Source organism: Tabrizicola aquatica, assembly GCF_002900975.1.
GTDB lineage: Bacteria > Pseudomonadota > Alphaproteobacteria > Rhodobacterales > Rhodobacteraceae > Tabrizicola > Tabrizicola aquatica.
On sequence record NZ_PJON01000002.1, the window covers coordinates 299,233 to 317,621 of the forward strand.

General features: G+C 65.4%; 19 protein-coding genes. 12 read left to right on the forward strand and 7 right to left on the reverse strand.

Annotated elements, in window-relative coordinates; all coding sequences use genetic code 11:
* Nucleotides 1-3 precede the first annotated feature (3 nt).
* The 8 genes from CXR42_RS09845 (at nucleotide 4) to CXR42_RS09880 (ending at nucleotide 5,700) form a co-directional block, all read left to right on the forward strand.
* On the forward strand, nucleotides 4-618 hold the full coding sequence (locus tag CXR42_RS09845; RefSeq protein WP_103257366.1) for a ribonuclease D: 615 nt from the start codon (nucleotides 4-6) through the stop codon (nucleotides 616-618).
* Nucleotides 599-1,561, forward strand: coding sequence for a KpsF/GutQ family sugar-phosphate isomerase (locus CXR42_RS09850; RefSeq protein ID WP_103257367.1), 963 nt, complete (start codon nucleotides 599-601; stop codon nucleotides 1,559-1,561). Before CXR42_RS09845 ends, CXR42_RS09850 begins: the two co-directional genes overlap by 20 nt.
* A gap of 1 nt (nucleotide 1,562) precedes the next feature.
* The gene (gene lptC, locus CXR42_RS09855; RefSeq protein WP_245875407.1) at nucleotides 1,563-2,171 is read left to right on the forward strand and encodes an LPS export ABC transporter periplasmic protein LptC; all 609 of its coding nucleotides are present in this window, start codon (nucleotides 1,563-1,565) and stop codon (nucleotides 2,169-2,171) included.
* A gap of 11 nt (nucleotides 2,172-2,182) precedes the next feature.
* Nucleotides 2,183-2,668 (forward strand): lipopolysaccharide transport periplasmic protein LptA, encoded by a 486-nt coding sequence (gene lptA, locus CXR42_RS09860; protein WP_103257369.1) that lies wholly within the window; start codon nucleotides 2,183-2,185, stop codon nucleotides 2,666-2,668.
* Nucleotides 2,668-3,426 (forward strand): LPS export ABC transporter ATP-binding protein, encoded by a 759-nt coding sequence (gene lptB, locus CXR42_RS09865; RefSeq protein WP_103257370.1) that lies wholly within the window; start codon nucleotides 2,668-2,670, stop codon nucleotides 3,424-3,426. The genes lptA and lptB overlap by 1 nt, the downstream gene beginning before the upstream one ends.
* A gap of 210 nt (nucleotides 3,427-3,636) precedes the next feature.
* Nucleotides 3,637-4,212: a ribosome hibernation-promoting factor, HPF/YfiA family gene (gene hpf / locus CXR42_RS09870; protein WP_103257371.1), complete on the forward strand. Its 576-nt coding sequence runs from the start codon at nucleotides 3,637-3,639 to the stop codon at nucleotides 4,210-4,212.
* 33 nt (nucleotides 4,213-4,245) lie between these two features.
* Nucleotides 4,246-4,710, forward strand: a complete 465-nt coding sequence (locus CXR42_RS09875; protein ID WP_103257372.1) for a PTS sugar transporter subunit IIA — start codon at nucleotides 4,246-4,248, stop codon at nucleotides 4,708-4,710.
* Nucleotides 4,711-4,815: 105 nt separating this feature from the next.
* Nucleotides 4,816-5,700 carry an OmpA family protein gene (locus CXR42_RS09880; RefSeq protein WP_103257373.1) on the forward strand — a complete coding sequence of 295 codons (885 nt, stop codon included), beginning with the start codon at nucleotides 4,816-4,818 and terminating at the stop codon, nucleotides 5,698-5,700.
* Nucleotides 5,701-5,709: 9 nt separating this feature from the next.
* Here the strand turns inward: CXR42_RS09880 and CXR42_RS09885 are convergent, their stop codons facing one another.
* From CXR42_RS09885 to cysQ, 7 genes are all read right to left on the reverse strand, one after another.
* Nucleotides 5,710-7,107 (reverse strand): nodulation protein NodH, encoded by a 1,398-nt coding sequence (locus CXR42_RS09885; RefSeq protein WP_103257374.1) that lies wholly within the window; start codon nucleotides 7,105-7,107, stop codon nucleotides 5,710-5,712.
* The gene (locus CXR42_RS09890; protein WP_103257375.1) at nucleotides 7,107-8,777 is read right to left on the reverse strand and encodes a DUF5927 domain-containing protein; all 1,671 of its coding nucleotides are present in this window, start codon (nucleotides 8,775-8,777) and stop codon (nucleotides 7,107-7,109) included. The genes CXR42_RS09885 and CXR42_RS09890 overlap by 1 nt, the downstream gene beginning before the upstream one ends.
* Complete coding sequence (locus tag CXR42_RS09895; RefSeq protein WP_103257376.1) at nucleotides 8,774-9,784, reverse strand: glycosyltransferase family 2 protein; 1,011 nt, start codon at nucleotides 9,782-9,784, stop codon at nucleotides 8,774-8,776. The genes CXR42_RS09890 and CXR42_RS09895 overlap by 4 nt, the downstream gene beginning before the upstream one ends.
* 10 nt (nucleotides 9,785-9,794) lie before the next feature.
* Nucleotides 9,795-10,856, reverse strand: a complete 1,062-nt coding sequence (locus CXR42_RS09900) for a glycosyltransferase family 2 protein (protein WP_245875408.1) — start codon at nucleotides 10,854-10,856, stop codon at nucleotides 9,795-9,797.
* A gap of 13 nt (nucleotides 10,857-10,869) precedes the next feature.
* A complete protein-coding gene (gene galU, locus CXR42_RS09905; RefSeq protein ID WP_103257378.1) occupies nucleotides 10,870-11,766 on the reverse strand; it encodes a UTP--glucose-1-phosphate uridylyltransferase GalU in 897 nt (298 codons plus the stop codon).
* Nucleotides 11,767-11,939: 173 nt separating this feature from the next.
* Complete coding sequence (locus CXR42_RS09910) at nucleotides 11,940-12,731, reverse strand: 3-deoxy-manno-octulosonate cytidylyltransferase (protein WP_103257379.1); 792 nt, start codon at nucleotides 12,729-12,731, stop codon at nucleotides 11,940-11,942.
* Entirely contained in the window at nucleotides 12,728-13,516 is a 789-nt protein-coding gene (cysQ, locus tag CXR42_RS09915; RefSeq protein ID WP_103257380.1) for a 3'(2'),5'-bisphosphate nucleotidase CysQ, read from the reverse strand. The genes CXR42_RS09910 and cysQ overlap by 4 nt, the downstream gene beginning before the upstream one ends.
* Before the next feature lie 106 nt (nucleotides 13,517-13,622).
* Here cysQ and CXR42_RS09920 point away from each other — a divergent pair, with 106 nt between their 5' ends.
* The 4 genes from CXR42_RS09920 (at nucleotide 13,623) to dnaJ (ending at nucleotide 18,386) form a co-directional block, all read left to right on the forward strand.
* Entirely contained in the window at nucleotides 13,623-14,447 is an 825-nt protein-coding gene (locus CXR42_RS09920; RefSeq protein WP_103257381.1) for an ABC transporter permease, read from the forward strand.
* Nucleotides 14,444-15,046: a COG3650 family protein gene (locus tag CXR42_RS09925; RefSeq protein ID WP_103257382.1), complete on the forward strand. Its 603-nt coding sequence runs from the start codon at nucleotides 14,444-14,446 to the stop codon at nucleotides 15,044-15,046. The genes CXR42_RS09920 and CXR42_RS09925 overlap by 4 nt, the downstream gene beginning before the upstream one ends.
* A gap of 207 nt (nucleotides 15,047-15,253) precedes the next feature.
* Nucleotides 15,254-17,161, forward strand: a complete 1,908-nt coding sequence (gene dnaK, locus CXR42_RS09930) for a molecular chaperone DnaK (protein ID WP_103257383.1) — start codon at nucleotides 15,254-15,256, stop codon at nucleotides 17,159-17,161.
* Nucleotides 17,162-17,234: 73 nt separating this feature from the next.
* Nucleotides 17,235-18,386, forward strand: coding sequence for a molecular chaperone DnaJ (gene dnaJ / locus CXR42_RS09935; RefSeq protein WP_103257384.1), 1,152 nt, complete (start codon nucleotides 17,235-17,237; stop codon nucleotides 18,384-18,386).
* Nucleotides 18,387-18,389: the final 3 nt, after the last annotated feature.

Consider the following 18,389-nt stretch of genomic DNA (forward strand, 5'->3'; position numbering starts at 1 on the left):
CGCGTGGCCATTCATCTGCACAAAGGCGACCTTCCCGATGGGCTGACCCTGGGGCCGGTCGTGGCGATCGACACCGAGACCATGGGCCTGGACCCGCGCCGGGACCGGCTGTGCGTGGTGCAACTGTCGGACGGCAATGGCGACGCGCATCTGGTGCAGATCGCCAAGGGGCAGGAGCGCGCGCCGAACCTGGAGGCGATGCTGGCCGACCCGGCGGTGCTGAAGCTGTTTCATTATGGCCGCTTTGACGTTGCGATGCTGAAGAAGGCCTTCGGTGTGACGACCGCGCCGGTCTGGTGCACCAAGATCGCGTCCAAGCTGGTGCGGACCTTCACCGACCGGCATGGGTTGAAGTATCTGCTGGCCGACCTGGTGGGCGTCGATGTCTCGAAGCAGCAGCAGACCAGCGACTGGGGTGCCGAAGTGCTGACCGAGGCGCAGAAGGAATACGCGGCCTCGGACGTGCTGTATCTGCACGCGCTGAAGGCGGAACTGGAAGCGCGGCTGCGGCGCGAGGGGCGGCTGGACCTGGCCGAGCGTTGCTTTGCCTTCCTGCCCACGCGGGCCGAACTGGACCTTCTGGGCTGGGAAAACCTGAATGACATCTTCCTCCACTGACTTTCTGGCAACCGGCCGCCGGGTGATCCGGCGCGAGGCGGGGGCGCTTGCGACCCTGGCCGAGGTTCTGGGCGACAGTTTCGGCGCGGCGGTCGGGCTGTTGATGGCGGCCAAGGGGCGGGTCATCGTCTCGGGCATGGGGAAGTCGGGGCATATCGCGCGCAAGATCGCCGCGACCTTTGCCAGCACCGGCACCCCCGCCCATTTCGTCCACCCGGCCGAGGCCAGCCACGGCGATCTGGGCATGGTGGCCGAAGGCGACGTGCTGATCGTGCTGTCAAACTCGGGCGAGACGCCGGAACTGGCGGACCTGCTGGCCCATGCCAAGCGCTTTGGCATCCCGATGGTCGGCGTCAGCTGCCGTGAGGGGTCCACCCTGATGCGGCAGGCCGATGTCGGCATCCTGTTGCCCGAGGTGCCCGAAGCCTGCGAGACCGGGATCGTGCCGACGACCAGCACCACCATGACGTTGGCGCTGGGGGATGCGCTTGCGATTGCGCTGATGGAGCATCGGGCCTTTACCCCCGACCATTTCCGCATGTTCCACCCCGGCGGCAAGCTGGGCGCGCGGCTTTTGCGGGTGCGCGACCTGATGCATGACGAACCGCCGCTGGTGGCCGAAGATACGCCGATGGGCGAGGCGCTGGTCGAGATCAGCCGCAAGGGCTTTGGCGTCGTGGGCGTGACCGATGCGGATGGCGCGCTGGTGGGCATCATCACCGACGGCGACCTGCGGCGGCATCTGGATGGGCTTATGTCGCACACGGCGGGCGAGGTGATGACCCGCAACCCGCGCACCATCGTCACCGAGGCCCTGGCGGGCGAGGCTTTGGCCCTGATGAACGACCGCAAGATCACCTGCCTTCTGGTGACGGCCGAGGACCGCAGCCGCGCCATCGGCATCGTTCATGTCCACGACTGCCTGCGCGCCGGGGTGGCCTAGGGTGGCGGTCGACCGGCATACGCGGGTGGTGGGCTGGCTGAAGCTGGCCCTGCCGCTGGCGGCGCTGGCGATCCTGTCCACGCTGTTCCTGGTGGCCGACCGCATCGACCCCGAGGACGCCCTGCCCTATGCCGAGGTCGACGTCGAGGACCTGGCCCGCGAACCGCGGATGACCGCCCCCAGCTATGCCGGTACGACCAGCGATGGCGCCGCAGTCACCCTGACAGCCGAAGAGGCGCGGCCCGAGGCGGGCGAGGCGCCGGCCGCGGCATCGGGGCTGCGGTTGGAATTGGACACGCCTGACGGCGGCCAGACCGAGTTGCGGGCCGCAAGCGCGGTGATGGACAAGGCGGGCAAGCAGGTCGTCCTTTCCGGCGGGGTGCGGGTCACGACGAACAGCGGCTATCAACTGGATACCGCCGAAATCGTGGCCAAGCTGGACCGCACTGGTCTGGAAAGCCGGGGCGAGGTGCAGGCAACCGGCCCGGCGGGGAAGATCGTGGCCGGTGGCATGACCCTTGGTCAGGACAACCGCACCCCCGGCGCCTATGTTCTGGTTTTCACCCAAGGCGTCCGGCTGCTATACCAGCCGGGCGGCGCACGTCCGTGAGGTTCCGACGCATGGCATTTCATCGCGCATTGCTTCTGTCTGTGGTCCTGGCCGCCAGTTCGGCCCAGGCCCAGCAGGCCACGATCGCCTTTGGCGACCTGGAGCAGGATACGACCCTGCCCGTGCAGGTCACCGCCGACCAGCTGGCGGTGAACAACGCCGACGGCAGCGCGGTGTTTTCCGGCAATGTCGCTGTGACCCAGGGCGAGATGACGCTGGCCGCGGCCGAGGTCAGCGTGACCTATGGTGCCGACCAAAGCGAGATCGACCAGCTTGTCGCCAGCGGCGGGGTGACGATCACCAACCTGGCCGACAAGGCCAGCGCGGCCGAGGCGGTCTATACCATCGACACCGGCGTGATCGTGCTGACCGGGAATGTGCAACTGGCGCAGGGCGGCTCGACCATGCAAGGTCAGAAGCTGACGATCAACCTGAAGGACGGGACCGGCATCATGGAAGGCCGGGTGACCACGACCTTTGTGCCAGGCGGCAATTGATGGCAAAGCCGGAACTGACGATCACGGACGGGGCGGGCGGGCTGCAGGTCCGCAGCTTGCGCAAAAGCTACAAGAAGCGCCCGGTGATCCGCGACGTCAGTCTGGACCTGCGCCGGGGCGAGGTGGTGGCGCTTCTGGGGCCGAACGGTTCGGGCAAGACGACCTGCTTTTACTCCATCGCCGGGCTGGTGACGCCCGAGGGCGGGCAGGTTCTGATCGATGGCAAGGATGTGACCGCCCTGCCGATGTACCGCCGCGCGCGGTTGGGGATCGGCTATCTGCCGCAAGAGGTGTCGATCTTTCGCGGGTTGTCGGTCGAGGACAACATCCTGGCCGTGCTGGAAATCGCCGTCCCCGACCGTCACAAGCGGCGTGAGCGGCTGGAAGAGCTGCTAAGCGAGTTTTCGATCACCCATCTGCGGCGGACCCCGGCGCTGGCACTGTCGGGCGGTGAGCGGCGGCGGGTCGAAATCGCGCGCTGTCTGGCGGCGGACCCGAAGTATCTGCTGCTGGACGAGCCCTTTGCCGGCGTCGATCCGATCGCGGTGGGGGAAATCCGCCATTTGGTGCATGACCTGAAAAGCCGCGGGATCGGTGTGCTGATCACCGACCACAACGTCCGCGAGACGCTGGATATCGTCGATCGGGCCTATATCCTGCACGACGGCAAGGTGTTGATGAGCGGCACGACAGACGAGGTCGTGCGGGACGAGACCGTGCGCCGCGTCTATCTGGGCGAGAACTTTCGGATCATTTGAGACGAGCCATCGACTCGGTTGACAACCGGGGGTGGGCTGACGCCAAATGCCTGTAATGCGTTCGTCATTTGCCCCTGTTCGGACCCGTGCTGCCGCCAAGTCTTTCGCCGGCCGTCCTTGCGTGACGCAACGTTCTTTCCATCTCTTGTGTAGGGGATCGGCGGGTTCGGACTGACCGAACCGCGCTGGAAGCATGTGAAAGGAGAGGCCATGCGCTATCAGATCAGTGGGAAACAGATCGACGTCGGTGAGGCTCTTCAAACCCATGTGAAGGCCGAGATGGGCGAGGTGGTCGAGAAGTACGCCCAGCGTCCGACCGAATGCATCGTGGTTTTTTCCCGCGTGGCGCATGAATTTGTCTGCGAGGCGGTGATTCACCTGTCCACCGGCCTGACCGCCCAGGCCAAGGGCCACGCGACCGAGATCTACGCGGCCTTCGAAAGCGCGCGCGAGAAGATGGACAAGCAGCTGCGGCGCTATAAACGGCGGATCAGGAACCATCACAACCACCGCACGGCACCGGTTGAATTCGGCGGGGCGTCCTCGTATATCCTCGCCGCGTCCGAGGAGACCGAGGATGTGGAGGCCGACACGCTTCAGCCCGTGGTGATCGCCGAGATGGAGACGAAGATTCCTTCGATCACCGTCGGCGAGGCCGTGATGCAGCTGGAGCTTGCCGGGCATCGCATGCTGGTCTTTCGGAACGAAGGTCATGGGGGCGTGAACGTGGTGTACCGTCGCGACGACGGGAACATCGGCTGGATCGACCCGCGAAACAGCAGGTAAGGCGCCAACGTGGCGCGGGAACACAGCCCTACGATGGAACTTTCCAAGCTACTCGTGCCAGCCGCCGTCAAGGTGGTGGGGCAGTTCACCTCGAAGAAGCGGCTGTTCCAGGAGTTGGGCGAGATCGCGGCGCAGGCCTACGGGATGTCGGCGGCGGTGGCCATCGACGGCCTGCAGGAACGTGAGACCCTGGGGCCGACCGGTGTGGGGCATGGCATCGCCTTGCCCCACGCAAGGCTGGAGGATCTGAAGGGCATCGTCGGCGTGTTCGTCCGGCTGGAGAAGCCGCTGGACTATGACAGCGTCGACCGGCAGCCGGTGGACCTGGTCTTCGGCCTCTTCGCCCCCAAGGATGGCGGGGTGGACCATCTGAAGGCGCTGGCCCTGGTCAGCCGGACGATGCGGGACCAGGGGGTCGTGGCGAAGCTGCGGGCCAACAGCGACCCGGCGAAGCTGTATGCGATCCTGACCGAGGCGCGGGCGCCGCAGGCGGCCTGATCTGTCCACGGTGGACAGATGGGCGTTTGCGTTGACCTTCAAGACGTTAGCTGTTTTCATTAGGGTGGTGTTAACTTCTTGCCTGGCAGCCAGGAGGAGAAAGCCATGCTGAAACGCGCCGTTCTTGTCCTGACCCTTGCCGCCCTGCCCGCCCAGGCGCAGATGCTGGAGGTCGAGCCCTATGCCGGGTCCGAGGAACGCCAGGGCGACCGGATCGAGGAAGCCTTTGGCACAAGCCAGCGCGTGACGGGCTTCGCCGATGGCGCGGTGCTGGCCGAGCCATTCGAAGGCCGCGTGTCGCTGCGCCGCTATGAAAACCCGCCAGAGAAATCGACGCTGGAAATCCTGGAAAACTATCGGCAGGCGCTGGAGGCGGAGGGGCTGGTCATCGACTGGACCTGCACCAGCCGGAGCGAATGCGGCAACCAGAGCGATGGCGGCTGGCGCGGGCGGAACGGGATGAACCTGGGGATCGGCAGCGATGTGCGCTATCTGACCGGGACAATGACCTTTGAGGGCGCGGTGGTGCATGTCTCGGTCGGGGTCGAGACGAAGAACCACTACGTCCAGGTGCTGCAAGCCGATGCGATGGCAACCGGCCAGGTCACGGTGACGGATGCCGAAGCGATGGCCGCCGCGATTGACGCCGAAGGGCGGATCGCGCTGGACAACATCTATTTCGATTTCGGCAGCGCGCTCCTGCTGCCCGAGTCGGACGCGGCGCTGTCCGAGATCGGCCGCCTTCTGGCGGATCGCCCGGACCTTCAGGTGTATGTCGTCGGCCATACCGACAGCGTCGGCACCCTGGAGGCCAATCTGGCCCTGTCGCGCGACCGGGCACAGGCGGTCGTCACGGCGCTGGAGACCCGCTTTGCCGTCGCGGGCGGTCGCGCGGTTCCGGCCGGTGTCGGACCGCTGGCGCCGGTGGCGTCGAACGGCACGGACGCGGGGCGGGCACTGAACCGGCGGGTTGAGATCGTCGCCCGTTGAAGCGGCGGCTTAATCCCGCCAACGGGTGAAGCCAAAGCCGGTGTAGTCGCGGGCATAGGCCGCCTCGGTCGCGGTTTCCAGGCTTTCGTCCCAGATTGCGGCCAGCGCCTGCGCGGCATTGTCTGCCGGGGGTGGAGGGGGCGCGTCCACGCCAACCTCGGCCGCCAGGAAGGCCAGGGCCTGGGGCAGACGATCCTCGCGGATCACGAGGTCGAGGGGGTGGAACCCGGCGAAGCCCTGCACGATCGCGCTTTGGCTGGCCCAGTTCGGATCAACCCGGTTGCCGGTCTGGCCAAGGGTCGCAAGACGGCAATAGGTCAGGAACACCTGGAACGCCTCACGCTCGGCCTGCGGGTCGGCGAAGGGCTGGCCGGGGTCGGGCAGCCGGGCCTTGTAGGCGCGGATCAGGACGCGGCGCTGGTCGGCCAGTTGGCCCGAGACGATCTTTTCCCGAAAGGCGACATGGGCGCGCAAGAGGGGGTGGCGGACCACAGTAAAGGCGCGATGGCCGGGATGGTCGCGCTTCCACTGGCGCAGCGTGCGGTGGTCGAAACCATCGACCAACCCGCCAAGGCCCGAAAGCCAGTTGCGCACGGCGGCATCTGGGCCGGAACGGACCGGGAAAAACAGCAGCGGCGCGGCGTCGGCCGCGACCACATGCGGGATGGCGGCGGCGCGGCGCGGCTCGAACACCGGAGAGCGGGAAAGGGCGAACAGGTCGGCGCGGGCCACGGCGGCGACCAGGTCCTGCGGATTTTCCAGCTTGTCTTCCAGCGGTTCGGGGTTCTGCTTTTTCAGCGTGTCATCCACCGCCTTCAGCCGCCCTTCCACCCCAAGGAAGGCGGCAAGGCCGTTCAGCACCTCGACCGAGGCGAGGTCTTCGTAATCCAGCACAAAGGCGGTCTGGCCCAGGGTTTGCAGGGTGTTCAGAATGCGCAGCTGGAAATCCTGCGCGGCGGCCAGATGTTCGCGGAAGCTGTCCTCGTCAAAGCGGGCCTTGGCGGATTTCAGGCGTTTGGCATCGGTCAGCTTCCACTGGCCGGTCGTGCGGGCGATCTGCCAGCTGACATAGCTGTCGACCGGGTTGCGGGTCAGCACGATCTTGGCACAGGCCGGATCGGCCAGCACCAGGTCCAGCACCCGGGGGTCGTGGTCGTGAAAGAAGCGAAAGCCGGCCAGACCGGGTGTCTCGGTCCGCAGCTTGCGCAGCAGCGGTTTCGGGTTCGCCTCACGCGCGTCGAGGGTGATCCCGAAGAGTTCGGTCACGTCCTTCTTGCCGATGAAATGGGGATTGAACACCTCGCCATGGCCGGTGACGCCAGGGAGGGCGTTCAGGTTCGCCTCAAGGAAGTTCGAGCCGGTGCGCATGCCGGCCAGGATGACGAAGCTGTTGAAACGGGCGCTCATCAGGTCAGGTTCTTTTCGGCGTTGTCGAAGTTGGCGGGGAAGTCACCCATCATCACCGGGTGCATCCCCTGGTTCCGCAGATCCTGCAGGAAGGCGCCAAAGCCGCCCAGCGGCACAAGTTGCGGCATGTCGGCCGGACGGTGCTGACCGCGCGGGTTCAGGTCGTCCAAGAGTTGCAGCAAGGGCTCGGCCGGGTTCTCCACGAATTCGGCCAGGGACCAGATCCGGGTCAGCGCCTTGGTGTCGGGGTGGTCGAAGCGGGCAATGAGGTCGGATTCGATCTTTTGCAGGCGCGCCGCCTCGGCCCGGATTTCGGGGAAGGGGCGGTTCGAGCGCCAGAGCGGCACGGCGAAAGCGCCCGAGATGATGAAGGCGCGCGCGTTTGGATCGCCCGCGATGAAGCTTGCGATATCCTGCACATCGCCGGGGCCGAAGTGGAAGCACTGGGTTTCGCCCCGGGTGTTCCAGACCAGGTTGGTAAGGAAGCTGCGCGGATTATAGTCGCGCAGGCTGGCGCTGTCGGACAGGCCGCCCTTGTAGACACGCTCGTCATCGGCAAAGCGCACGCGGTCGGGGGCGAAGAGATGGCCGTGGACGCGGACACCGGCATTGCGGGTCAGCCAGGGGTGAAAGTCCTGGAACAGCTCGTCAAAGCCCTGGAACAGGCCATAGGGCCCGGCCGAGAGGTTGCCGCCCCGGCGCGCGGTGGGAAAGCGGCTTTGCATGAACAGACCGGGGCGGCCCTTGATCCGCCGCTCGACCGCCTTGGCGAACAGGCGGTTGATCTTGGCTGGGTTCGGCGCAAGGCGCGTGGGCGCGGCGGCATCGGTCAGGAAGGTGCGATACAGCAGGTCGGCCTGGGGCCATATCTTGCGGGCGACATAGGCCTCGGACTGGCGGAGAAGGTGCAGGTGGTCGTCGTAGAACACATGCGGGCGGCCCTGGAAGTCGAACTTGCACAGGGTCAGCGAGCGGCTTTCGATCTTGGTGGACACCGTGCGGACCAGGGTCTGGAAATAGCTTTCGTCGGGAATCCAGACGCGGCGGAAATAGCGGTCGTGGCGCGGCCGGTCGGGATGGGCGAGGATCGCCTGCAACGAGCGGCGGGTGAGGCACCACCACTGGCTGCCCAGATGCGGCACGATGCCGTCGGGGATGCGGCGCTGGAAGCCGATCTTGCGCTGAAGCCTGACATAGCCGTCAAACAGCCGGCGCTGCTTTTTCCACGAGAAGGGAAAGCGGAGGGTGAAACGTTCCTGGTTCAGGCCGCCGACGGTCCAGCCGACGTCGGCGGTGGTGACGCTTTCGATGAAATCGGTGTCGGGATGGGCGGCAAGGTGGGCGGCAAGCTCGGCCACGGGGCGGATCGGCAGGCAGGCGCCCGAGGCGAGAAGGACATGGGTGATGTCGGGAAAGCCGTCCAGAAGCTGGGTTGCGGCCAGGTTGGTCGCCCGAACCAGGCTAAATGTGCCCCATTCGCAGGCGATCCGGGCCGAAAAGCGGACTGCGGGAAGGTCGGCCAGGGCCGAGGCCAACCGGTCGCGGTCGCGGTCGGGCACGCGGCGATCAAGGTGGATGACCACGGGACAGCCCGCCTGGGCCCAGTGGCGTGCGACCTGGGCCGCGCGATCCAGCGCGGTGTGGCACAGCATGACGACGCCGAAGCTCACGCCCAGTTTCCTTTCGACATCAGGCCCAGGATTTCGAGCTGACGCCAGTTGATATACTTCTCGCTGCGGGGGCACCACAGGTCGCGTTCGCGGCTAAGCCCTTCCTGGTAGGCGCGGTATTCGTGGCTTTCGGCATAGTGCTGGCCACGGCGCATCTCTTCCTCGGCCTTGGCGGCGAAGGTGTCGAGGAACTTGGCGTGGAGAAGGCAGCCCGAAGGTTTCTCGCCGCCCCCGTCGTCATAGGTCAGGTTCAACCCGCGCGGCAAAAGCATGTGGGTCGAGGAGACATAGGCGTAAGAGCGACGCCACTTGACCAGGGGGATCTTGTTCAGCGCCGGCGCGCGATAGGGGTTGTCGGCAAAGAACAGGCGGGCGCGGGGGCCGCCCTGAATCCAGAGGTTCAACAGTGGCCAGCTGCGGGTGGTCGTATAGTTGCCGCTGTCGAAATACTGCGCGATCTCGAACGGATTTTGCCCCTCGTAGTAGGGCTGCTCGTGCATGGCGCCCTTGGGATACATGTCCAGCAGCATAGAGGAGAAGGCCCGGTTGCCGGCGCTGTCCAGCCAGTCGGTCAGGGCGCGCAGGGGGCGGGTTTCGCAGAACGGGTAGACCAGAAACTCGTCCACATCGACGGTCAGACACCAGTTCCCGCTGCCATATCGGCGCAGAAGGTGCATGATCCAGTCCATGCCAAAGCGCGACTGCTTGTAGCCCGCGTCGGTTTCCCACAGCGAGACGTCGGGTTGGTCGGCCAGATATTCCCGCGTGCCATCGGTCGAGCCGTTGTCGACGACCAGGAAGTGATCGACGCCAAGCTTGCGGTAGTAATCCAGGAAAAAGGGCAGCCGGACCCGTTCGTTGCGCATGGTCGAGAACAGAAGGATCGGCTGGCGCCGCAGGCCCTGCATCCGCTGGGTGACCGGAACAAGCTGCCGCCGCTTGCGAAAGGCACGCCACAGCAGGCGCTTGCGCTGCAATCGAAGGCGGTAGATCGACATCAGGCGCATGACGAACCACTCATACCCAACCACCGCGCGACATGAGGCCAAGGGCCTCAAGCTGGCGCCAGCCGGTGTAGCGGGAGGAGGCCGGCGTGTGCAACACCGGGTCCTGCGTCAGGCGGTCATAGTAGCTGGCATAGTGCGCGCCATCGGCGAAATGTTCGCCGCGCACCTTTTCCTCGGCCGAGCGTTCGACGATGCCGGGCAGGAACTTGGTGTGCAAGAGGACGCCCGAGGTCAACTCTCCGCCATCGGTGGCGTAGACCTGGTTCAGGCGCGGAGGTAGCAGCGCGTGGGTCGAGTTCACATAGGCATAGCGCCAGTGCCAGCGGACCAGCGGGATCTTGTTCAGCGTTGGCGCGCGGCGCGGGGTCTGAGCAAAGAAGGCCCGCGCCCTTGCACCGCCCTGAATCCAGAGGTTGCGCATCCGGGGCTGGACCTGGACCTGGTAGTTGCCGGCATCGAACCATTGCAGGACCTGGGCCGGGTCCTGGCCCGGCGCGTATTGGGCCTGCGAGACCGGGCCATCGGGGTAAAGGTCCACGGTCAGCGCGCCAAGGCTGGGCTGGCCCTGCCGGTCCAGCCAGTCGGTCAGGGCGGGCAGCGGTCGGGTCTGCCAATGCGGGTAGACCAGAATTTCATCGGCATCGAGCGTCAGGCACCAGTGGCCATGACCGTGGCGCATCAGAAGCCAGGTCAGCCAGTCCATCCCGAAGCGTGACGCCTTGTAGCTGGCCCCGGTCTGCCAGAGCGAAACATCGGGTTGGTCGCGCAGTAACTGCGGGGTGGCGTCGGTGCTGGCATTGTCCACGACCAGAAAGTGCCGCACGCCAAGCTTGCGGTGATGGCCCAGCAGGAACGGCAGGCGCTGCGCCTCGTTCCGCAGGCAAAGGAAGCACAGGATATCGCCGCGCCGGATTGCAGCCGTCCGGTCGGCAACCGGGGTCAACTGGCGGCGGCGGCGGAAAGCGCGGGCCAAAAGCAGGCGTCGGCGGGTGCGCAGGCGGTAGGCCTGCCACAAGGCGGCAAGGCTTACCTCGGAGTCGCGCAGGTCGCCGATTGGCCAAGCGGATGACACGCGCGCGCCAATCCTACTGAGCGGCCTTCTGCATGGCCATGAGTTCATGCAGGAAGGTCTCGAACTCGACGTTCAGGTCGGGACGGGACAGACCGAAGGCCACGGTCGCCTGCAGGAAGCCGATCTTGGACCCGCAATCGTACCGCTGGCCGCGGAAGCGCAACCCGAAGACGCCGGCCTTGGAGCCGACCTCTTCGGCGATGGCGTCGGTCAGCTGGATTTCGCCCCCGGCGCCCTGCTTCATCCGGTTCAGGTTGGTCAGCACCTTGGGCGTCAGGATATAGCGGCCGATCACCGCCAGGTTCGATGGCGCGTCCTGGGGTTGCGGCTTTTCCACCATCCCCTTGGCGCGGACGATGGACCCCATGTCCTGCCCAATATCGAGGACGCCGTAGGACGAGGTCCGCTCGGGCGCGACTTCCATCGCGGCGACCATGCAGCCGCCGGTTTCGGCGTGGGCCTCGACCATCTGTTGCAGGCAGGGGCGTTCGGCGGCGATGACGTCATCGGGCAGCAGGACGGCGAAGGGTTCGTTGCCGATCAGGCGGCGGGCGCACCAGACCGCATGGCCCAGGCCCATCGCGCGGTTCTGCCGGACATAGGCGATGGCGCCACTGTCCATGTTGGTGTCCTTTAGGATCTCCAACAGGTCGGTCTTGCCCTTCTTGCGCAGCTCGGATTCCAGTTCGGGGGAGTGGTCGAAATAGTCCTCCAGCGCCGACTTGCCGCGGGCGGTGACGAAGATGAATTCCTTGATCCCGGCGGCGCGCGCCTCGTCGATCGCGTACTGGATCAGCGGGCGGTCGACGAGAGTCATGATCTCTTTCGGGATCGACTTCGTCGCCGGAAGGAACCGCGTTCCAAGGCCAGCCACGGGAAACACGGCCTTGGTGATCTTCTTCGTTTTCATTCCCAGTCCCACTTTTGACAGTACGTGCCGACCTGCGACTCCGCTGCCTTCCCTTGCCGCCGGAATCTGACCTTATCCGGGCAGTCGCGCGGCATTATTCGAGTTTGCACCTGTCAGAATCGTGATGCACGAAGAATCTTGGTGACCGGGGTCGGTTCGCGTCGGTTTGCCGGTTATTCCGACTGATCGTTGAGCATCGCCTCGATCACCGGGACGTCGGAGGGGTTGTTCAGCTCCCAGAAGGCGCGGCCGCGGGCCTGGACCTCGACGCACAGGACCGGGCGGCCGTTTTCCAGGAAGCGCAGTTGCTCCAGCCCTTCCAGCGTTTCCAGCGGGCCGATGGGCCAGGCGGGATAGGCGGCCAGGGCAGAGGGGCGGAAGGCGTAGACGCCAACATGGTGGAACACGGGCGTGGGTTCGTCCGGGGCATAGGCGCGGCCGGTGAAGGGGATCACTTCCTTGGAGAAGTAAAGCGCCCGCCCGCCAGCACCGAACACGGCGGTCGTGCCGCCGACGCGACCGGCGCGGCGGTCGTCCAGGAAGCCCTGCACCATGCCCCCGGTGCAGCGCAGGACAGGCGTGGCGATGTCGGCCTGCGGGTCCGCGGCAAGGCCCGCGACCAGATCCTCGACAAACCAGGCCGGGGTCAGGGGGGCGTCGCCCTGCAGGTTGACGATCACGTCAAAGCCCGGCAGCTGCGTGGCCACCTCGGCGCAGCGTTCGGTGCCGTTGCGCGCGTCCGAGGAGGTCATCACCACCTCGGCCCCGAAGGCATGGGCGTGGTCGGCGATGCGGGTGTCGTCGGTGGCAACCACGACTCGGTCGATGCCCCGGACGGCCATCGCGGCCTCCCAGCTGCGGCGGATCAGGGTCTTTTCGCCGTCCGGGCCTTTCAGCGTGACCAGCGGCTTGCCGGGATAGCGGGTGCTGGCATAGCGGGCGGGAATGGCAATCAGGGTCTTCATTTCAGCACCACACCGGGGGCGAAGGCGATGAAGAACGGGTTGTCCCAGCCGGGCTTGCCATAGCCAAGCGGCTGGTGATCGTCGAAGCGCACGACCTGCCCGCCAGCGCCACGCAGGACGGCGTCACCGGCAGCAGTGTCCCATTCCATCGTGCGACCAAGGCGGGGGTAAAGATCGGCCTCCCCGGACGCCACCAGGCAGAACTTCAGGCTGGAGCCGGCCGAGGTCATGTCGCGGACGGCATAGCGCGAGATGTAATCGTCGGTCGCCTGGTCCCGGTGCGACTTTGACGCAACGACCATCAGCGCGCCGTTGTCGGGCGTGGAAACCCGAAGCGGCGTCAGCGTGCCCGGTTCGGGGCCGAAGGGGCCGGTTTCCTCGACCGACTGGCCGTCCGGCAGGGTATAGAAGAGGCGGCCCTTGGCGGGGGCATAGACGACGCCGTGGGTGGGGATGCCGTCCTGAACATAGGCGATGTTCACGGTGAAATCGCCGCGACGCTGGACGAACTCTTTCGTGCCGTCCAGGGGGTCGACGATGAAGAAGGTCGATGCGGTCAGCGCGTGCGAGGCCGCCTGTTCCTCGGTGATCAGGGTCACGTCTGGAAAGGCGGCGCGCAGGCCGGCCGAGATCACGGCATCCGCCGCCTCGTCCGCCTCGGTCACCGGAGAGGCATCGCCCTTGGCGCGAACCTCGAAATCGGGGCGGGCGTAGACCCGCATGATCGCGTCGCCCCCTTGCAGGGCCAAGCGGCGCAAAAGCGGAACGAGGGTTGCGAAATCCATGGTCTACCTGCGCGATTGATCTGGGCGTTGCGCGCCCTTATCCTTCGCGCGTAACGGAACGGCAAGGTTTGCCTGCAATTCTTGCGCAACAGGACGAAGGACTCGCATGTTCCGGCACCGCCCCCTATCGGGATCGACATTCGGCAAGGGTTTCGAAACCCTTGAGCTGATCTTTCACGCCGCCGTGCGCAACCTGCGCAAATCGAACGGCAATGCCGTGCTGGGCCTGGTGATCAACATCGTCCAGTCGCTGATCATGGTCGTGATCATGTATTTCCTGTTCGAGCTTCTGGGGATGCGCCGGATCGCCGTGCGGGGCGATTTCATGCTGTACGTGATGTCGGGCGTGTTCATGTTCATGACCCACGTCAAGGCGATCCGCGCGATCAGCGGGGCCGAGGGGCCGACCTCGCCGATGATGATGCACGGGCCGATGAATCCGATCATCTCGATCTGCGGGGCGGCCATGTCGACGCTGTACCAGCAGACGCTGTCGGCCGCGGTGATCCTGTTCTTCTATCATTCGCTGTTCAATCCGATCACCGTAGATCAGCCGGTGGGGATGCTGGGCATGTTCCTGCTGTCCTGGTTCAGCGGCGTGGGCATCGGCATGGTTCTGCTGTCGGCGCGGCCCTGGCAGCCGGAACTGGCCACGATCCTGACCACGCTGCTGATGCGGCTGAACATGGTCGCATCGGGCAAGATGCTGCTGGTGAACAACGTCCCGCCGAAGGTGCGCGCGATGTTCGACTGGAACCCGCTGTTTCACACGATCGACCAATCTCGCGGCTTCATCTTCCTGAACTATGGGCCGCGCTATACCTCGGTCGAGTATCCGTTGATCGTTGCGCTGACCTGCGTGATGATCGGCCTGATGATGGAATTCTTCACCCGGCAGCACATGTCGGCCAGTTGGAACAAACGTCGATGATCAGACTTGCAGCCCTTTTCTTGCTTCTGTCCCTGAATGTCCTTTCAGCCGAGGATTTGCCCGCGCAGTTTTCGGTCAGCGGGGTTGCGGCCGACGATGTGCTGAACATCCGCGAGGCGCCGCGCGCCGCCTCGGCCAAGATCGGCGCGTTGGGGCCCTATACGATCAATGTCGAGGTGCTGGCCCTGTCCGAGGATGGCCGCTGGGGCCGGATCGGCATGCCTGAAGGCAACGGCTGGGTTTCCATGCGCTATCTGGCCCGACAGGACGTGCAAGAGGGTGAGGTTATCCCCCGCCCCCTGTCCTGCGTCGGGACCGAGCCGTTCTGGCGGATCGGCCTGTTGCCAAGGGGCGACGAATTCGAACGGCTGGGCGAGGATCGCATCGATCTGGAACGCGGCGCCGAACGCCCCGGCGAGGACGGCTATCAGGCCGAACTTTCGGCAAGCGACGGGACGGCCTACAGCCTGGTCGTTGCGCGCGGACAGTGCAGCGATGGCATGTCCGACCGCGAATTCGGCTGGTCGGGGACGCTGTACATCGACCGGCCCGGTGGGGCCGAAACCCTGCAGGGCTGTTGCACCCTTGATCTTCGCTAGGGTCCCGTGAAAACGGCCAGTCTGACCGGCAAGGTGCTGCAAATTTGCCGCAGAAGCAGCGTCGGCACCGTTGCAGGGCCGCACACACCTGCCTATATACGCCAAGTCCGGCAAGGGGCGTGACCCAAAGCCGCAACACCCCCGACCCCGTGTGCCGACGTCTTCGGGCTCTGGGTCGGAAGATCGCCTGAACGAAAGGGATTACACATGGCCAAAGTCATCGGTATCGACCTCGGGACCACCAACTCTTGCGTTGCCATCATGGATGGTTCGCAGCCCCGCGTGATCGAAAATTCGGAAGGCGCGCGCACGACGCCTTCGATCGTCGGCTTCACGGAAAGTGAGCGTCTGGTCGGCCAGCCCGCCAAGCGCCAGGCCGTGACCAACCCGACCAACACCGTCTTCGCCGTCAAGCGCCTGATCGGCCGCCGTCTGGGCGACGCCGAGGTGGAGAAGGACAAGAAGCTTGTCCCCTACAAGATCACCGACGGCGGCAACGGCGACGCCTGGGTCGAAGTGCGGGGCGAGAAGTATTCGCCGTCGCAGGTCTCGGCCTTCATCCTGCAGAAGATGAAGGAAACTGCGGAAAGCTATCTGGGAGAGCCGGTGACGCAGGCCGTCATCACGGTTCCGGCCTATTTCAACGACGCCCAGCGTCAGGCCACCAAGGACGCCGGCAAGATCGCCGGTCTGGAAGTGCTGCGCATCATCAACGAACCCACGGCGGCAGCACTTGCCTATGGCCTGGACAAGAAGGAATCGCGCACCATCGCGGTCTATGACCTTGGCGGCGGCACCTTCGACATCACCATCCTGGAAATCGACGACGGCCTGTTCGAGGTCAAGTCCACGAACGGCGACACGTTCCTGGGCGGCGAAGACTTTGACATGCGCATCGTCCAGTACCTGGCCGATGAGTTCAAGAAAGAGCATGGCGTTGACCTGACCCTGGACAAGATGGCGCTGCAGCGTCTGAAGGAGGCCTCGGAAAAGGCCAAGATCGAGCTGTCGTCGTCCCAGCAGACCGAAATCAACCAGCCGTTCATCAGCATGGACAAGAACACCGGGCAGCCCTTGCACCTGGTGGTCAAGCTGACCCGGTCCAAGCTGGAAAGCCTGGTCGAGGACCTGATCAAGAAGTCGATCAAGCCCTGCATGGCCGCGCTGAAGGATGCCGGTGTCTCCAAGGACGACATCGACGAGGTCGTGCTGGTCGGCGGTATGACCCGCATGCCGCGCGTCGTGGAAGAAGTGACCAAGTTCTTCGGGAAAGAGCCGCACAAGGGCGTGAACCCCGACGAAGTCGTGGCGCTGGGCGCGGCCATCCAGGCCGGCGTTCTGCAGGGCGATGTCAAGGACGTGGTTCTGCTGGACGTGACGCCCCTGTCGCTGGGGATCGAGACGCTGGGTGGCGTCTTCACCCGCCTGATCGACCGCAACACGACGATCCCGACCAAGAAGTCTCAGGTCTTCTCGACCGCCGAGGACAACCAGAACGCGGTGACGATCCGCGTGTTCCAGGGCGAGCGTGAGATGGCCGCCGACAACAAGATGCTTGGCCAGTTCAACCTGGAACAGATCCCGCCCGCCCCGCGTGGCGTGCCCCAGATCGAGGTGACCTTCGACATCGACGCCAACGGCATCGTGTCGGTGAAAGCCAAGGACAAGGGCACCAACAAGGAGCAGGCGATCACGATCCAGGCCTCGGGCGGTCTGTCGGATGCGGATATCGAACAGATGATCCGCGACGCCGAGGCGAATGCCGAAGCCGACAAGGCCCGCAAGGAACTGGTCGAGACCAAGAACCAGGGCGAAAGCCTGCTGCACTCGACCAGGAAGTCCTTGGCCGAGCATGGCGACAAGGTCGACCCCTCCACCGTCGAGGCGATCGAGCTGGCGATGAGCCCGCTGGAAGACGCCCTGAAGGGTGAGGACCCCGGCAAGATCAAGGGCGCGATCCAGAACCTGACCGAAGCCGCGATGAAACTGGGCGAAGCGATCTACAAGGCCAGCCAGGCCGAAGGTGGCGACAAGGACGAGGAGCCGCGTCCGGTGGACGACGACGATATCGTCGACGCCGACTTCGAGGACCTGGGCAACAACAAGCGGAAGTAACGCCGCGTGAATCGGAAAAGGGGGCGGTCTGGGAACGGACCGCCCCCATCCGGTTCGACTTGGGGATTTTGCCGTGGCAAAGCGCGATTACTATGAAGTGCTGGGCGTCAAGAAGGGCGCCTCGGCCGAGGAATTGAAGAAGGCCTATCGCCAGAAGGCGAAAGAGTTGCACCCCGACCGCAATTCGGACAACCCGCAGGCCGAGGCCCAGTTCAAGGAAGTGAACGAGGCCTATGAGTGCCTGAAGGACGACCAGAAGAAGGCCGCCTATGACCGCTTCGGTCACGCCGCCTTTGAGGGCGGGATGGGTGGCGGGCCGCGGCCTGGCGGCTATGGCCAGCAGGGCGATTTCGCCAGCGCGTTCTCGGATGTGTTCGAGGACCTGTTCGGCGATTTTATGGGCGGCCGCGGTGGTGGCGGCGGCGGGCGGTCCCGTGCCCAGCGCGGCTCGGACCTGCGTTACAACCTGCGGGTGACGCTGGAAGAGGCCTATACCGGCGTCCAGAAGACGATCAACGTGCCGACCTCGGTCGCCTGCGACACCTGCCACGGCTCGGGCGCGGAAGGCGGGGCGGAACCCGTGACCTGCCCGACCTGTTCCGGCATGGGCAAGGTCCGGGCGCAGCAGGGCTTTTTCACGGTTGAGCGGACCTGCCCGGCCTGCAACGGCATGGGCCAGATCATCAAGAACCCCTGCCGGACCTGCGGTGGTCAGGGCCGGACGCAGAAGGAACGCAGCCTTTCGGTCAACATCCCGCAGGGGGTGGAGACGGGCACACGCATCCGGCTGGCCGGTGAAGGCGAAGCGGGGCTGCGCGGCGGGCCGTCGGGCGACCTGTACATCTTCATCGAGGTGAAGGAACACGCGCTGTTCCAGCGCGAAGGCGTGCATCTGTTCTGCCGCGTCCCGGTGTCGATGCCGACCGCTGCCCTGGGCGGCGAGGTTGAGGTGCCAACGATCGACGGCGGCCGCGCGCGGGTCAAGGTTCCGGCGGGCGCCCAGACCGGCAAGCAGATGCGGCTGCGGATGAAGGGCATGCCGGCGCTGCGCAGCGGGAATACCGGCGACATGGTGATCGAGCTTGCGGTCGAGACCCCGGTGAACCTGACCTCGCGCCAGCGCGAATTGCTGCGCGAGTTCGAGAAGCTGAGCGAGGAGAACAACCCCGAAAGCTCGTCCTTCTTCAGCAAGGTCAAGGGCTTCTGGGACGGGATGAAGGGCTAGGAC

Excerpts from the sequence above, each read along its gene's own strand:
- CXR42_RS09850 (WP_103257367.1), top strand. The coding sequence starts at position 599 with ATGACATCTTCCTCCACTGACTTTCTGGCAACCGGCCGCCGGGTGATC.
- lptA (WP_103257369.1), top strand. The coding sequence starts at position 2,183 with ATGGCATTTCATCGCGCATTGCTTCTGTCTGTGGTCCTGGCCGCCAGT.
- lptB (WP_103257370.1), top strand. The coding sequence starts at position 2,668 with ATGGCAAAGCCGGAACTGACGATCACGGACGGGGCGGGCGGGCTGCAG.
- hpf (WP_103257371.1), top strand. The coding sequence starts at position 3,637 with ATGCGCTATCAGATCAGTGGGAAACAGATCGACGTCGGTGAGGCTCTT.
- CXR42_RS09875 (WP_103257372.1), top strand. The coding sequence starts at position 4,246 with ATGGAACTTTCCAAGCTACTCGTGCCAGCCGCCGTCAAGGTGGTGGGG.
- CXR42_RS09880 (WP_103257373.1), top strand. The coding sequence starts at position 4,816 with ATGCTGAAACGCGCCGTTCTTGTCCTGACCCTTGCCGCCCTGCCCGCC.
- CXR42_RS09885 (WP_103257374.1), bottom strand. The coding sequence starts at position 7,107 with ATGAGCGCCCGTTTCAACAGCTTCGTCATCCTGGCCGGCATGCGCACC.
- CXR42_RS09895 (WP_103257376.1), bottom strand. The coding sequence starts at position 9,784 with ATGCGCCTGATGTCGATCTACCGCCTTCGATTGCAGCGCAAGCGCCTG.
- galU (WP_103257378.1), bottom strand. The coding sequence starts at position 11,766 with ATGAAAACGAAGAAGATCACCAAGGCCGTGTTTCCCGTGGCTGGCCTT.
- CXR42_RS09910 (WP_103257379.1), bottom strand. The coding sequence starts at position 12,731 with ATGAAGACCCTGATTGCCATTCCCGCCCGCTATGCCAGCACCCGCTAT.
- cysQ (WP_103257380.1), bottom strand. The coding sequence starts at position 13,516 with ATGGATTTCGCAACCCTCGTTCCGCTTTTGCGCCGCTTGGCCCTGCAA.
- CXR42_RS09920 (WP_103257381.1), top strand. The coding sequence starts at position 13,623 with ATGTTCCGGCACCGCCCCCTATCGGGATCGACATTCGGCAAGGGTTTC.
- CXR42_RS09925 (WP_103257382.1), top strand. The coding sequence starts at position 14,444 with ATGATCAGACTTGCAGCCCTTTTCTTGCTTCTGTCCCTGAATGTCCTT.
- dnaK (WP_103257383.1), top strand. The coding sequence starts at position 15,254 with ATGGCCAAAGTCATCGGTATCGACCTCGGGACCACCAACTCTTGCGTT.